General features: G+C 49.3%; 11 protein-coding genes. 5 read left to right on the top strand and 6 right to left on the bottom strand.

All coding sequences use genetic code 11. From position 1 onward, the window contains the following. Window positions 1–40 precede the first annotated feature (40 nt). The 3 genes from FD428_RS06720 to gap form a co-directional block, all read right to left on the bottom strand. Complete coding sequence (locus FD428_RS06720; protein ID WP_114848261.1) at window positions 41–1,603, bottom strand: sensor domain-containing diguanylate cyclase; 1,563 nt, start codon at window positions 1,601–1,603, stop codon at window positions 41–43. Then, window positions 1,600–4,143: an oxygen-sensing cyclic-di-GMP phosphodiesterase DosP gene (dosP, locus tag FD428_RS06715; protein ID WP_114848262.1), complete on the bottom strand. Its 2,544-nt coding sequence runs from the start codon at window positions 4,141–4,143 to the stop codon at window positions 1,600–1,602. The genes FD428_RS06720 and dosP overlap by 4 nt, the downstream gene beginning before the upstream one ends. A 384-nt stretch (window positions 4,144–4,527) precedes the next feature. After that, window positions 4,528–5,529: a type I glyceraldehyde-3-phosphate dehydrogenase gene (gap, locus tag FD428_RS06710; RefSeq protein WP_012131419.1), complete on the bottom strand. Its 1,002-nt coding sequence runs from the start codon at window positions 5,527–5,529 to the stop codon at window positions 4,528–4,530. Window positions 5,530–5,711: 182 nt separating this feature from the next. Between gap and FD428_RS06705 the strand changes: the two genes are divergently transcribed. Then, window positions 5,712–6,053 carry a helix-turn-helix transcriptional regulator gene (locus tag FD428_RS06705; RefSeq protein WP_223849105.1) on the top strand — a complete coding sequence of 114 codons (342 nt, stop codon included), beginning with the start codon at window positions 5,712–5,714 and terminating at the stop codon, window positions 6,051–6,053. 211 nt (window positions 6,054–6,264) lie between these two features. Here FD428_RS06705 and FD428_RS06700 read toward each other — a convergent pair whose 3' ends face one another. After that, window positions 6,265–7,167: a LysR family transcriptional regulator gene (locus tag FD428_RS06700; RefSeq protein WP_012131418.1), complete on the bottom strand. Its 903-nt coding sequence runs from the start codon at window positions 7,165–7,167 to the stop codon at window positions 6,265–6,267. Window positions 7,168–7,692: 525 nt separating this feature from the next. On the opposite strand from FD428_RS06700, the gene FD428_RS06695 reads away from it, so the two are divergent. From FD428_RS06695 to FD428_RS06680, 4 genes are all read left to right on the top strand, one after another. Further along, a complete protein-coding gene (locus tag FD428_RS06695) occupies window positions 7,693–8,373 on the top strand; it encodes a hydrolase (RefSeq protein ID WP_012131416.1) in 681 nt (226 codons plus the stop codon). A gap of 65 nt (window positions 8,374–8,438) precedes the next feature. After that, window positions 8,439–8,717 (top strand): XapX domain-containing protein, encoded by a 279-nt coding sequence (locus FD428_RS06690; RefSeq protein ID WP_012131415.1) that lies wholly within the window; start codon window positions 8,439–8,441, stop codon window positions 8,715–8,717. Beyond that, window positions 8,714–10,609: an amidohydrolase gene (locus tag FD428_RS06685; RefSeq protein WP_012131414.1), complete on the top strand. Its 1,896-nt coding sequence runs from the start codon at window positions 8,714–8,716 to the stop codon at window positions 10,607–10,609. Before FD428_RS06690 ends, FD428_RS06685 begins: the two co-directional genes overlap by 4 nt. Window positions 10,610–10,623: 14 nt before the next feature. Next, window positions 10,624–11,058, top strand: coding sequence for a DoxX family protein (locus FD428_RS06680; RefSeq protein ID WP_114848264.1), 435 nt, complete (start codon window positions 10,624–10,626; stop codon window positions 11,056–11,058). Between the two features lie 189 nt (window positions 11,059–11,247). Here the strand turns inward: FD428_RS06680 and FD428_RS06670 are convergent, their stop codons facing one another. After that, window positions 11,248–12,759, bottom strand: a complete 1,512-nt coding sequence (locus tag FD428_RS06670) for an EAL domain-containing protein (RefSeq protein ID WP_114848265.1) — start codon at window positions 12,757–12,759, stop codon at window positions 11,248–11,250. 62 nt (window positions 12,760–12,821) lie between these two features. Next, window positions 12,822–13,403 carry a LuxR C-terminal-related transcriptional regulator gene (locus FD428_RS06665; protein WP_047462248.1) on the bottom strand — a complete coding sequence of 194 codons (582 nt, stop codon included), beginning with the start codon at window positions 13,401–13,403 and terminating at the stop codon, window positions 12,822–12,824. Window positions 13,404–13,449: the final 46 nt, after the last annotated feature.

Raw genomic sequence — 13,449 nt, 5'->3', positions numbered from 1 at the left:
CAATAACAGGCGAATACGAATAAGGTATTCGCCTGCTTTTTTATCCTGCGACCACCTGGTTTCTGCCCGCCTGTTTCGCCTGGTACATCAATTCATCAGCCCGTTTCAGCGCCTGAGAGACAGAGTCAACGCCCGACGGCCACACCGTCACGCCAAGAGAAATGGTGATATGCCCTACCGTCTCTATCTTTGCGGCGGCGACCTCTTTTCTCAGCCGCTCCGCAATATCCGCCGCAGCCTCTACCGACGTCTCCGGGAAAAACATCATAAACTCCTCTCCTCCCATACGGCAGGCGGTATCATTTTTACGACAGCTTCGCTTCAGCAGCTGCGCCAGCGCTTTTAACGTAACATCACCAATGTCATGACCAAACGTGTCGTTGACGGCTTTGAAGCGATCGATATCCAGAGAAATCACCGCAAACTGTCGCTGCTGATGTTCGTATTCAGCCAGCTGTTTCTCTGCCGCCCGTCGGTTGACCAGGCCGGTAAGCGGGTCAGTGCTGGCCTGATCGTTCAGCCATTTCATTTTCTCCCGGATTAATTCCATTCCCTGAAGCAACGCGCGCCTGAGTCGGGAGGCTTCGATATACCATGATCGAACGTTTCGTACTTTTTCTGCGGACTCATCGCTGTCCATCGAAATGGCGTGATCCGCCAGTTGACGCAATGGTCTGACGATTTCATTCCCCAGCCACCAGAGAATAAACAACCCCACAATACCCAGCGGTACAACGCCGCGTATCATTTGCCACATGAGCCCATCAAGCGCAGTAAGGGTTTTATCTTTTGGTTTTTGCGCCACAACGCCCCAGCCCGAGGTATTTATACTGGCATACCCCGCCAGCATTTCCACGCCACGGGAGTTCGTCACCTCCATCGCACCGCTCAGCCCTTGCTCCACGGCTTTCACTGCTGCATTGCCTTCCTCTTTTTCCCCTCTGCGGGCCGGATCGGGGTGATATAAGAGCTGGTCATTTTTATCAACGACATAAATATAGCTGTCATCATTGCGGAAATGATTAGAAATGAGCGCAGAAAGAACGTTGCTTCTTTGCAGATAAATCGCGCCGCCAATAAAACCGAGGTATTTCCCCTGCGCATTCCTGACGGGATGTGAAATATACACCACCAGATTACCGGACAGAGAATTGTAGGCGCTGCTGACCGTCGGCTGCATTTCTTTGAGAGCCTCGACGCCGCCTGGCGTGGTCAGCATTTTCCCCTTCAGGTTCAGGGATTCAGGCAGCACGCCAATAATTTTGCCTTTTTCATCCACCAGCGTAACGGAATCAAAACCAAAATCTCGCCGCTGCATCCTCATCATTTCTCCAGCGATGATGCTCTCATCATCGAAATGCTGACCGATGACGCTCGCACTGTATTCCAGACGCTCCATGAAAACCGCCAGATACAAATCAATAGTGGAAGCAATCCTCTCCGCATATGCCTGGTTTTCACTGAGTTCATTCTCAATGAGTACCTGCTTCTGGACACGCCAGGCTGAATAGAAACTATTGAAAAGAGTAAGGAGGGTCATCAGAAACGCAAAAGCAATAATAAGCAGACGCAAATTCAGCATCTGTAACAGTTTTTTCTTCATGATTGTGCATCCTGCAAGGGTGAACGGTAAGCCTCTAGCCATACCGGTAACGTATTCGCCGACAATGGTCGGGAAAAAAGAAATCCCTGAAGTACGGAACAGCCCATTTTTCTCAGTTGCTGATGCTGATGGGTATTTTCCACACCTTCCGCCACAACCATCAGGTCGAGGTTATGCCCAATACTGACAACCGCTTCGACCAGCGCATTGACGCGACGATCGCGGGCGAACCGATCAATGAAGCTTTTATCAATTTTGACCTCCGTCACCGGCAGATACGCCAGGCTGGCCAGACTGGAAAAGCCGGTGCCGAAATCATCCATTGAGACCCCCGCGCCCATCGCACGAATCTCCCTGACCCGCGCAAGCATCTCGTCCGTCAGTTCCATCATGGCGCTTTCCGTAATTTCAATGGTCAGGATATTGCCGGGCAGCTGATATTCATTCAGCAGGTCGGCGATATAACGGGGTAAATCAGGCTTACGGAAGTTATGGGCAGACAGGTTTACAGATACTGCCGACACATTCGTGCCCTTTTCCCGCCATTCAAAAAGCTGTCGGCAGACTTCACGCAGCGCCCAGAGGCCGATATGCTCTATCTCTCCCGTCTCTTCAGCCAGAGGAATAAACGTCCCTGGAGAGATGTCGCCAGCGTGCGGATCGTGCCATCGGGTCAGCGCTTCAAAACCGTATACCTGCCCGTCCGCAGCCCTGATCTGAGGCTGATATTCCAGCCGCAAATGCCCCTCCGTAATCGCATTTCGCAGCGCCATGCCCAGTTTCAGACGTTGCATGACGGCCTGATTCAGTTCCGGGTTAAAAAACTGATAGCTTCCACCGCTTTCACGTACCCGCTCCATCGCGCTCTCGGCGTGGGCCAGCAGCGTTTCCCTGTCGCCGCCAATGGAATGGCTGATCCCAATACAGGCTTTAAGCTCGAAGGTCTGCCCGGCGGCGCTCATTTCAGCGCCAACGATATGCTGCATAAGCTCAGCCAGGTGTGAGGCCTCATCAACACGACAGGCGCTCGCCACCACGACAAACTGCGCGCCACCCACCCGGCTGATAAAGTGATGCGGCCCGAACCGTTCCTGCAAGCGGTTAGCCAGCGTGATAATAACCTGGTCGCCAGCGGAATACCCCAGTGACTCATTCACCTTACGAAAACGGTTAATATCGAGGAAAAACACGGCGAGTTCCGGCTCGTTACCCGACAGCAGTTTATCCAGATGGTGATAGAGATACTGACGATTGGGCAGCCCCGTAAGGGCATCGAACCGAACCAGTCGATCGATTTGCTGGCGACCTTCCTCCCGCTCAATCGCCAGAGCGCAAAGATGAACGCTGGCATCGGCAATGCGAACCAGAAACGTATCCGGCTCATTCTGTGTCCTGAAATAAAAAGCAAACGTCCCTGCCACGGAACCATCTCGACGTTTTACAGGGTATGCCCAGCATGCCCGAAAACCATGAGGCAACATCTGATGTTTATAGGGAGCCCATAGAGGATCGGTGCTGATATCCTGGACCATGACGGGCTCGCCACGCGCAGCACAAGTACCGCAGCTTGCCACGCCTTCACCGACGGCCACGCCATCCCAGTATTCACCATATTCTTTTGGAAAACCGGGAGCTGCCCACGGGCGCATCCGGTTATCGACGATCCGGCATACCGAGACCAGTACGCCTGGCGCAATATTTCCAATTCGCTGGCAGATGTAATCACCCGTTTCCTGGAAAGTCATCCGGCTGGTCAGCGCGGCCAGTACATCCCGCTCCAGATTACGAATATTACGTTCTTCTGTAATATCAACGAAGGTTACGACAAGGTTACGGGTCTGGCGGTGGTCACGCTCATTGAGGACAGGGTTTACCGAAACCCGGCTCCAGACTTCCCTGCCGTTTCTGGTCGCGGTGAGGAGTTCTTCCTGAAACCAGCGACTTCCCCGCAGATGTTCTTCCACACGCTTTAGCGCGTCATCGCTGTTTCCTGAAGACAGCAGGAAATCAGGGAACACCTGGTTCATGGCTTCATCTGCGCCATATCCAAACATGCTGGTGAACGCACGGTTGGTCTGGACAATACGGCGTTGTTCATCCAGAACAACCACGGCTCTGTCCGTGTTATTGACAGCAAGCAACAACAGACGGTTTTGCTCGCGCCTGGCTACCTCTTTGCTGACGTCTCTGGCGGCGGCCATGTAGTGGATGCGGCCATCCACGTCTATTTTGGAGAGCGAAAAGCTGGTCCAGACCTGCGTGCCGTCTTTTCGTTCCAGTTGAAGTTCACGATTCATCCCGACAACCCGGGAATTTCCCCCGTCGCGGTGATGGTGGACATAATCCCCATGAACATGCTTCAGAGGCCCGGGAATTAATATATTCATATCCCGGCCAAGCACTTCATCCCTGGAATAGCCCCACAATTTCTCTGCGGCTTCGTTAAAGAACAGAACCCGGTTACACTCGTCGACGAGGACAACCGCCATGAACGTCTGCTCAAGAGCAGGAAACAGAATATTGTCAGCCGCAGCTTTCATTTTCAGATAACTCCTCAACAGATAATGCCTGACTGACGGAAAGTCACATTATCCTGAACAATTGTCCCTGCAAACCACAGCCTCAGGCAGGCCGATACATGGTGATGACGTCACCTGCCGCGTTTCGCTATTCAAACCCTGTAGGAAAAGTCTACTGAAGCAAACGGATTACTTCCACTCAGCGGTATAAAATATGTCACGCTTATCATGCCTGCTATTCCTTTCCTGCCCGGTTCCTTTTCTTACGCAGTACGAAGCCATGTTTGCCGTTTTCATTACCTGAACGACAGCGCACATCAACAATAAAAATCCGACATAACCTAAATTTATATCACCATTTAAAAACCCCCGCATTTTTGTGCAGGGGCTTCTTTTCAACAAAAATCAGAGGGAAATATACTTCTTCAATACTCTGACCAACTGGGTCACAAACCCGTATTCATTATCATACCAGGCGACCGTCTTGACCAGTTGCACGCCGTCAAATTCTGTTACTTCCGTTTGGGTCGCATCAAAAACGGAACCAAAATGGATGCCAATAATATCAGACGATACAATTGGCTCATCCGTATAGCCAAATGACTCATTATCAACTGTTGCATTTCTCAGCGCGTTATTGACCTCTTCAACGGTGACGGTCTTATTCAGGACGGTCACTAACTCCGTCACTGAACCCGTTTTTACCGGAATACGCTGGGCATGACCTTTCAGTTTCCCGTTAAGTTCAGGAATAACAAGACCAATCGCTTTGGCCGCCCCTGTCGTATGCGGGATAATATTTTCCGCCGCAGCACGAGAAGCCCTGAAGTCTTTACCTCGGGGACCATCCACCAGAGCCTGGGTGCCGGTATAAGCATGTACCGTCGTCATCGTGCCGACGTTAATACCAAAGGCGTCATTCAGGGCTTTTGCCACCGGCGCCAGACAGTTTGTCGTACAGGACGCAACGGAAATAATGTTATCAGCAGAAGTGAGCGTTTCATCATTCACATGATAAACGATGGTCTTCATATCGCCAGCAGGCGCGGAGATAAGCACTTTTTTCGCTCCGGCTTCAATATGGGCATTCGCTTTTTCTGCTGAGGTATAAAAACCGGTACATTCCACAACAACATCAATACCCAGGCTACCCCAGGGGATATCACCCGCATTTTTCTCAGCAAATACTTTGATGACTTTACCATTGACGATAATTGAACCGTCAGCATGGGAAACCGTGCCGTTAAAGGGACCATAGTTTGAATCATATTTCAGCAAATAAGCCAAAACATCCGGCGAGGTGAGATCGTTTATAGCGACAATTTCCACATTCAGTTCGGTTTCCAGAATCCGGCGTAATACCAGTCTACCAATACGACCGAAACCATTGATGCCAATTCTTTTCATATTCAATCCTCAAAATAAAAGCGCTCATAAGACACTACCAACATACACAACAAGGTTGCCGATGCTGCATAATTTTATTGCTGGTTATCATCAAAAAAACTGCACAATAAAGTTCGATATAAGCATTATGATTATGATACGTTGATACATAATCAATAACCGAAAATGGCAGATGTATTATCATGTACAAAAGTGTGCTCGACGTTCTACTTGAATGGCTCCACAACAATACAGACAAACCATTACGAATTACTGACATAGCCGCGAGATCAGGATATTCTCCCTGGCACCTCCAGAGAATATTCAAGTCGCATACCGGCGTAACCCTTGGTCAGTATGTGACAGTGTTAAAATTAAATAAGGCCTTTGAACTTTTATCGACAACCAGGACACCGATAATGGATGTGTCCTTTATCGTAGGCTTTTCCAGTCAGCAAGCCTTTTCAAGACGATTCCATCAATACTTTGGGAAAACGCCAGGACAAGTCAGACGCGATATGACAGAAAAAAGAGAACGCGTTTAATTTCAACTGAACATCAGGCAAGCATAATTTTAAAGAGCAACGAACATCTTATCCCTTCTGGAATACCAGGGATTACATCGCTTTGATGATCATATGATAGTTATCAGCGTCGGCTTGACACGGCCATTTTATGTCACTGCCTGAGCCCATCAATACTCAAATAACATATTCACTATCCTGATTTAGTTGACAACATCAGCCCCTACATCACTCATGTTTTTTTAATCGGGTCGACGATGCCGGCAATTCTTTCGGCCAGAAATGGCAATAAGATCCGGGTCACTGCGCTGCGCTGGCGATGTTTTGGATACAGCGCGCTGATCGTCAGCGGAGGCGGCGAGTAATCAGACAATATCTGCACTAAAGCGCCTTGTTGCAGCGAGTCTTCAACGATAAAAAGCGGCAAAAGCGCAATACCGGCCCCCGCTTCTGCGGCCTCGCGGATCACGTCCCCGTTATTACTGCTCAGATTGCCTCTGACGGCATACGTATTCGGTGAATTTTCCTCCGTCAATTTCCAGCCGAATTGCCCCTCCCGACCATACAAAAGGCAGCTATGCTGCGCCAGTTCAGAAGGCGCCAGAGGCGTACCGTGCAAACGGAGATAATCCGGGCTGGCGCAAATCACCATCGGTAATTTACCCAGACAGCGAGCAATTAAGGTAGAGTCCATCAGGTTCCCGATGCGCAAAACCATATCGTAGCCTTCGCCCACCACATCAACATATCTGTCATTCATATCAATATGAACGGTAAGTTCTGGATGCGCCGCCTGAAATTCAACAATCAGGGGGGCAAGTCGCCTGATGCCGTATGTCATCGGCAGGCTAATCCTGAATGACCCGGCCAGTTTTTGCTGCCGGGCGGAGATAACCTGCTCGGCTTCATGAACCTCTTCCAGAATGCGCCGGGCATGATGAAAAAAAGCCTGGCCGGTATCCGTAACGGACAACTTTCGGGTATTTCGCACCAGTAATCGAGCTGAAACTTTTTTCTCCAGCGCGGCCATTCTTCTGCTGACAAATTGTTTGGATAGACTCAGGTGTTCGGCTGCTGCTGTAAAACTTCCCATATTTACGATGGTTACAAAAATTCGAATATCTTCTAAATGCATTACTGTCACCAGATACGGGACGTATGATTGTCCTGTTATGAATACAGTCCCTATAATAGTTTACCGGTGGTGAAATCGTAAACCCCATGAGTCATGACAAGGAACAATATTTAATAAATAATAAGTTTCCAAAAGTTTTCTTAAACATGTTGTATAAAATTCTTAAACAAGACATGAGAAAAATATGATTGTCACATTTTAAAAGACAGTGAGTAATGTTTTTGAACATTGATGTTAGCCATAAAACTTCTAAACTGAGTCTGTCGTCACATTCTGACCGACAGATCAAAATGATGGTAAAGATATTCCCCTGTCATTAATCAGATGACGGATGGATAACAAATAAAAAGGAAGAGTACGCGGATAAGGAACGAACATTGCTGACAGCACGTATACCGTAACATGAAATAAGTGCGACGGGAAAATGTTGAACGTCAGGAAGGAATAACACGGCATTATTCTCTTCGGGAATGCGCATTTCTAATCATGTTGTGCTTACACTATATTAGTTCAGGAGAAAGTGATATGTCTCATTACCTTGATGTCCTCACCCCGCAGAACAGTCAACTGATTTTTATCGACCAGCAACCCCAGATGGCCTTCGGGGTACAATCTATTGACCGTCAGGTACTGAAAAACAACGTTGTTGGCCTGGCCAAAGCGGCAAAACTGTTTAATATCCCCACCACCATCACGACCGTAGAAACCGAAAGTTTTTCCGGTAACACCTATCCCGAACTCCTGGCCGTTTTCCCGGAAAACAACATCCTGGAACGTACTTCAATGAACTCATGGGACGATCAGAACGTGCGTGATGCGCTGGCGGCGAATGGTCGTAAGAAAGTGATTGTTTCCGGTCTGTGGACGGAAGTCTGTAACACCACGTTTGCCCTGTGTGCAGTCAAAGACGCGGATTATCAAATCTATATGGTGGTTGATGCTTCCGGCGGCACCTCCGTTGATGCGCACAAATACGCTATCGATCGTATGGTTCAGGCAGGCATCGTACCGGTAACCTGGCAGCAGGTCATTCTTGAGTGGCAGCGCGACTGGGCCCGTAAAGAGACCTACAACGGCATTATGGATATCGTGCGTGAACACTCCGGCGCCTACGGCATGGGCGTCGATTATGCCTATACTATGGTTCATAAAGCGCCTGAGCGCGTACAACACGGCGAACGTATCGGCCCAAACCCGGCTAAATAACACCTCCAACTGATTTACGGCAGGCGTAATGCACCACGCATTGCGCCTGTCCTGATGAGGTCCGCATGAAAATGTATATCCTTTCTCTGGGTGCCGGACTTCTTGTCGGCATTATTTACAGTTTGCTGAATGTCCGCTCCCCCGCCCCACCGCTGATAGCCCTCCTTGGCTTGCTGGGAATGCTGGTCGGCGAACAAGTTATTCCGGTAGGCAAACAACTTCTGTCCGGCACAGCCTTTTCTTCGGCCTGTACCAAAACACATGCCATCAGCCATATCTTCGGGCAGCTCCCCGGCCGCCAGGCAGCTGAAGACAGTCATTCCTCAGAGGAGAAACGCTCATGACACAACATGTTGTCGCAGACGTTATTCTGCATCATGGTCTGTTTACCACTCTCGATAAAAGCAACCCAACCGCCAGCGCCGTCGCAGTCAAAGACGGGAAGTTTCTCGCGGTTGGCGGCGACGCTGAAATTATGGCCTTCGCGGGTCCGGCAACCAAAGTCGTCGACCTGAAAGGCAAACGGGTATTACCCGGGCTGATTGATAACCACACGCACGTAGTACGCGGCGGGCTTAATTACAATATGGAGCTTCGCTGGGATGGCGTACGTTCGCTGGCTGACGCGATGGATATGTTGCGTCGGCAGGTGGCCATCACCCCGGCACCGCAGTGGGTTCGCGTGGTTGGCGGTTTTACTGAACATCAGTTTGTGGAAAAGCGTCTGCCAACCATCGAAGAGATCAACGCCATTGCGCCGGACACCCCGGTGTTTCTGCTGCATCTCTATGACCGCGCGCTCCTGAACGCCGCGGCTTTGCGTGCCGTCGGGTATACAAAAGAGACGCCGGAACCACCCGGAGGCGAGATAACCCGCGATGCGAAAGGCAATCCTACCGGATTATTACTGGCACGCCCCAACGCGGGCATCCTTTATGCCACGCTGGCCAAAGGCCCCAAACTGCCGTTTGACTACCAGGTTAACTCCACCCGCCATTTCATGCGTGAGCTGAATCGTCTGGGCGTAACCGGTGTCATCGACGCCGGTGGCGGATTCCAGAATTACCCCGATGACTACGCCGTTATTCAGAAACTTGCAGATGAAAATCTGATGACCGTGCGCCTGGCCTATAACCTCTTCACGCAAAAACCCCAGGAAGAGAAAGAGGATTTTCTCAACTGGACCCGCTCCGTCACCTACAAACAGGGTAACGACTACTTCCGCCATAACGGCGCCGGTGAAATGCTGGTATTTTCAGCGGCGGATTTCGAAGACTTCCGCCAGCCGCGACCGGATATGCCGCCGGAAATGGAAGGCGAGCTGGAAGAAGTGGTTCGCATTCTGGCGGAAAACCGCTGGCCCTGGCGTCTGCATGCCACCTATGACGAGACCATTTCTCGCGCCCTCGATGTTTTTGAGAAGGTCAATCAGGATATCCCGCTTGAAGGGATTAACTGGTTCTTCGACCACGCCGAAACAATTTCTGAGCGTTCAATCGATCGTATCGCGGCGTTAGGCGGTGGTATTGCGGTTCAGCACCGTATGGCATATCAGGGTGAATATTTCGTTGAGCGTTACGGTGCCGGCGCTGCGGAAGCCACGCCGCCCATTGCCCGTATGCTGGAAAAAGGGGTGAAAGTATCCGCCGGTACGGATGCCACCCGCGTAGCATCCTATAACCCGTGGGTTTCTCTCGCCTGGATGATCACCGGGAAAACCGTGGGAGGCATGCAGCTTTATCCGCGTCGTAACTGCCTGGATCGGGAAACAGCGCTCCGAATGTGGACGGAGAACGTCACCTGGTTCTCCAATGAAGAAGGTAAAAAAGGCCGTATTCAGGCCGGTCAGTTCGCTGACCTCATTGTGCCGGACAAAGACTTTTTTGCCTGCGCCGAGGATGAGATCTCCTTCCTGTCTTCAGAATTAACGATGGTGGGCGGAAAAATCGTCTGGGGGGCGGGTCCTTTCGAATCCCTGGATGACAATCCTGTCCCACCCGCGATGCCGGACTGGTCGCCAACGCGCACCTTCAAAGGCTACGCCGCATGGGGAGAGCCAGAAGGTGCGGGGAAAAACTCGCTTGCCGTACGACAAATGGCGATGGCCTCCTGCGGTTGCTCTCACGGCTGTGGCCTGCACGGGCACGATCATGCTGGCGCATGGACATCCAGCCTGCCGGTATCGGATCTGAAAGGGTTCTTTGGCGCGCTTGGCTGCTCCTGCTGGGCTGTCTGACCGTGGAACCTGACATGACATCTTCACAACGTCTGACGCATGCCGTTCGCCCCCTTATCGGGGCGGCGGTATGCCGTTGGCTGGCATATCTCGGGCTATGCGCGGCCTACTTGCAGGGCGGGATCAATAAGCTGCTGGATTTTCAGGGCGCTATCGGCGAGATGAACCATTTCGGCCTGTCTCCTGCGCCGTTGTTTGCCGCGCTGGTTATTGCGCTGGAACTGGGCGCGTCAATCATGATCCTGACGGGTTGCCTGCGCTGGCTTGCTTCGCTGGCACTGGCGGGGTTCACCCTTGTCGCGACGTTCCTGGCGCTGCGCTTTTGGGAACTTCCGGCAGGCATGGAGAGATTCAGCACCGCCAACGCATTTTTTGAGCATCTGGGTCTTGTTGGCGGCTTTCTGCTCGTGGCCTGGCTGGACGTGCAGAAAAAGACGGCTGACGAATAAAAAACATTCAGCAATGGCGGTAATCCGTGGTGGGTCATTCGTGACAGTCGTGAACTGGATATCGCTCGCCACCAGGGTAAATATGTGGTTGAGATCGCGCTACAACTTAAGTCCTGATATATACATGCGCATATTACTCCATGTAATATGCGCATGATATATCGATAAATTTCGCATTATTATCAGAAATTAACACAGTAATACTTTATCGCTCTGAATAATATACTGCATTAAATGAAAACTGGACAATGGCATTGACCAGTAATTCCCCTGTTGTAAAACAACACCGCGCAGTGATAAATAGTGGTACTGCTGATCATTTTCAATACCATCCGCGATAATCGTATAATTTTTATTTACCGCCGAACGAATAATATCATCAACACTCGCGACAGGTTCTTTGGAGTCCGAAATTAATCCGGTAACTGACTTTTCAATTCTGACAGCATCAACCGGAAGATATAAATTACGGTCAGCATTTAAACGTTCTAAAAATAAGGAGCTCATTTTAATTTTAATGCCTTCGACACGTAACCTCCTGAGAACTGAATCAAACTCAAGCGTTGTATCACGATAAACAACCTCAGGAAATTCCAGCGTCAGTTTTACATCGCTGGGCAAGCGTTTTTGAAACTCAACAAACGAATCAATAAGTTCTGGCATAGCGATCATCGATTCACTAAGTCGGAAATTAATGTAGAATGTTCTCGGCAGTCTGAGGCGTAAAGAGAGTATATCTTTTTCCACCTGTCGTAAAATGAAGTTAACTAATGGAGATATCATCCCGGTTTTATTTGCCAGAGAGATAATCTCTTCATTAATAACGGATGTATCATTCCCCTTCTTCCATCGCATGACCACTTCTGCGCCATATAACGCCCCGGAAGCACAATTCATGACGGGTTCGTAATAAGGAACGAACTGCTGTTTGCGCAGCCCCCGGCGAAGTTGTATATACCGGGACATCGCGATTCGTTGTAGCGTATAGTTAAACAGGAAAGCGGCAGGGACGGCAATCGCTGCGGATAAAAAGAGAATAAAAATAAAGTTAAGAACAGAAGCAATGCCCGTATGTTCCGGGTATTCCATTACCTGATAATCAAACATATTAGATTGTTGCCAGGCGGAGTTTTGAAAATCAATACTGTTTGTACTGATTAACTTATCATCGGAGAGAATATTTCCATTCACGTTAACAAGTAAACGACTGTCTGCAAGCAGCGACTTAAACCAGTAGGTACTGATCGTCACCACTATTGCGTTATTTCCTCTCACAGTAACGTAGGCTAATACAGGCTCCCCGCGAAATGCCGGCGTTTCATCAACTAAAAATAGCCGATTACCGTTCTCCCCTGCGGTTAAATTGCTGAGTTCAGGTTTTGCCATCCCGGATGAGCAATATACCCGCGAATCCTGCAACAGGAAAATGCCCCCAATATGCGGATAACGGTGTATCTGTTTCGTCAGCATACGCACCGTTTCATCTGAGCAGCGTTCTGTTAAATGCGCGGTCAACGAATCTGATATCTGTTTTGCTTCAAACAGCAGCGAATCTACGCGCTGGATTAATGCTCTTTTGTCATTATCTACCCGGCTGGACGCACCCAGCCAAAAAGTCACCATGCCGGTTATAGTGATGGTTAAGAATACGATCACAAAAACTAGCTTGTTTCCCACCAATCCCCCAGCATGTTGTTTCATTGAGTTCTGTAAAAGTCCCTTTAAATATAAGCAAGACTCATTGTCATCCTGGCTTACGTAGATTAAACCTCTATTAAAACCTCACTCCGCCTTTTTGTAAAGGTTTCAGGCGTGATGACAGAGAGTTTAACCGGTTTTCGCATTTGATTGTTTTTATACTCAACATACTCATGCCACAATCTCAGCCAGGCCAGATACTCAACGAAAAACTTTGTTGTTTTATTGATGCTCAGCTTTCGCAAGGCGTTCATTTTTTGATTACTGATCGTCTTTTCGCTGACCTTGAACTGTTCTGCAATTCGTCGTTGACTGATCCCCTGACAAACTTTTTTTATGACCCGTAACTCACTTACGGTTAATACTTCTCGCTTCCGTCTGACAGCGGGATGAGATTTCGTTTTTGATAGCAGCGTTTCGATTTTGAATTTTCTGTTTTTCTCGGTGAGATAAATACGCCGACAATGTGAAAAAATCAAAATCGGTTCATGGAAAAAAGGCATCTTTGCCTCTTCAGTATCAAGCATATAGAGACAATCGCGCCCCGTATCAAACACAATCAAATTACGGGTGGTATTCAATGCCATTCTTTCTACTAATGCGCTAACCCCAAGATGGAAAAAACTATTTTCTGAGATTACAATCATTCATCCCTCACTCTATTCTTCCTGAAGAAAATTGTTTTTTAATGTT

It is taken from the genome of Citrobacter sp. TBCP-5362 (assembly GCF_005406305.1).
Taxonomy (GTDB): Bacteria; Pseudomonadota; Gammaproteobacteria; order Enterobacterales; family Enterobacteriaceae; genus Citrobacter_B; species Citrobacter_B koseri.
The sequence above is the reverse complement of the archived record's forward strand: the minus strand, read 5'-3'. Positions and strand labels throughout refer to the sequence as shown.

Coding starts and splice junctions, on each gene's coding strand:
- gap (WP_012131419.1), bottom strand. CDS start 5,529: ATGAAAAGAATTGGCATCAATGGTTTCGGTCGTATTGGTAGACTGGTA.
- dosP (WP_114848262.1), bottom strand. CDS start 4,143: ATGAAAGCTGCGGCTGACAATATTCTGTTTCCTGCTCTTGAGCAGACG.
- FD428_RS06665 (WP_047462248.1), bottom strand. CDS start 13,403: ATGATTGTAATCTCAGAAAATAGTTTTTTCCATCTTGGGGTTAGCGCA.
- FD428_RS06695 (WP_012131416.1), top strand. CDS start 7,693: ATGTCTCATTACCTTGATGTCCTCACCCCGCAGAACAGTCAACTGATT.
- FD428_RS06700 (WP_012131418.1), bottom strand. CDS start 7,167: ATGCATTTAGAAGATATTCGAATTTTTGTAACCATCGTAAATATGGGA.
- FD428_RS06680 (WP_114848264.1), top strand. CDS start 10,624: ATGACATCTTCACAACGTCTGACGCATGCCGTTCGCCCCCTTATCGGG.
- FD428_RS06705 (WP_223849105.1), top strand. CDS start 5,712: ATGTACAAAAGTGTGCTCGACGTTCTACTTGAATGGCTCCACAACAAT.
- FD428_RS06670 (WP_114848265.1), bottom strand. CDS start 12,759: ATGAAACAACATGCTGGGGGATTGGTGGGAAACAAGCTAGTTTTTGTG.
- FD428_RS06720 (WP_114848261.1), bottom strand. CDS start 1,603: ATGAAGAAAAAACTGTTACAGATGCTGAATTTGCGTCTGCTTATTATT.
- FD428_RS06690 (WP_012131415.1), top strand. CDS start 8,439: ATGAAAATGTATATCCTTTCTCTGGGTGCCGGACTTCTTGTCGGCATT.
- FD428_RS06685 (WP_012131414.1), top strand. CDS start 8,714: ATGACACAACATGTTGTCGCAGACGTTATTCTGCATCATGGTCTGTTT.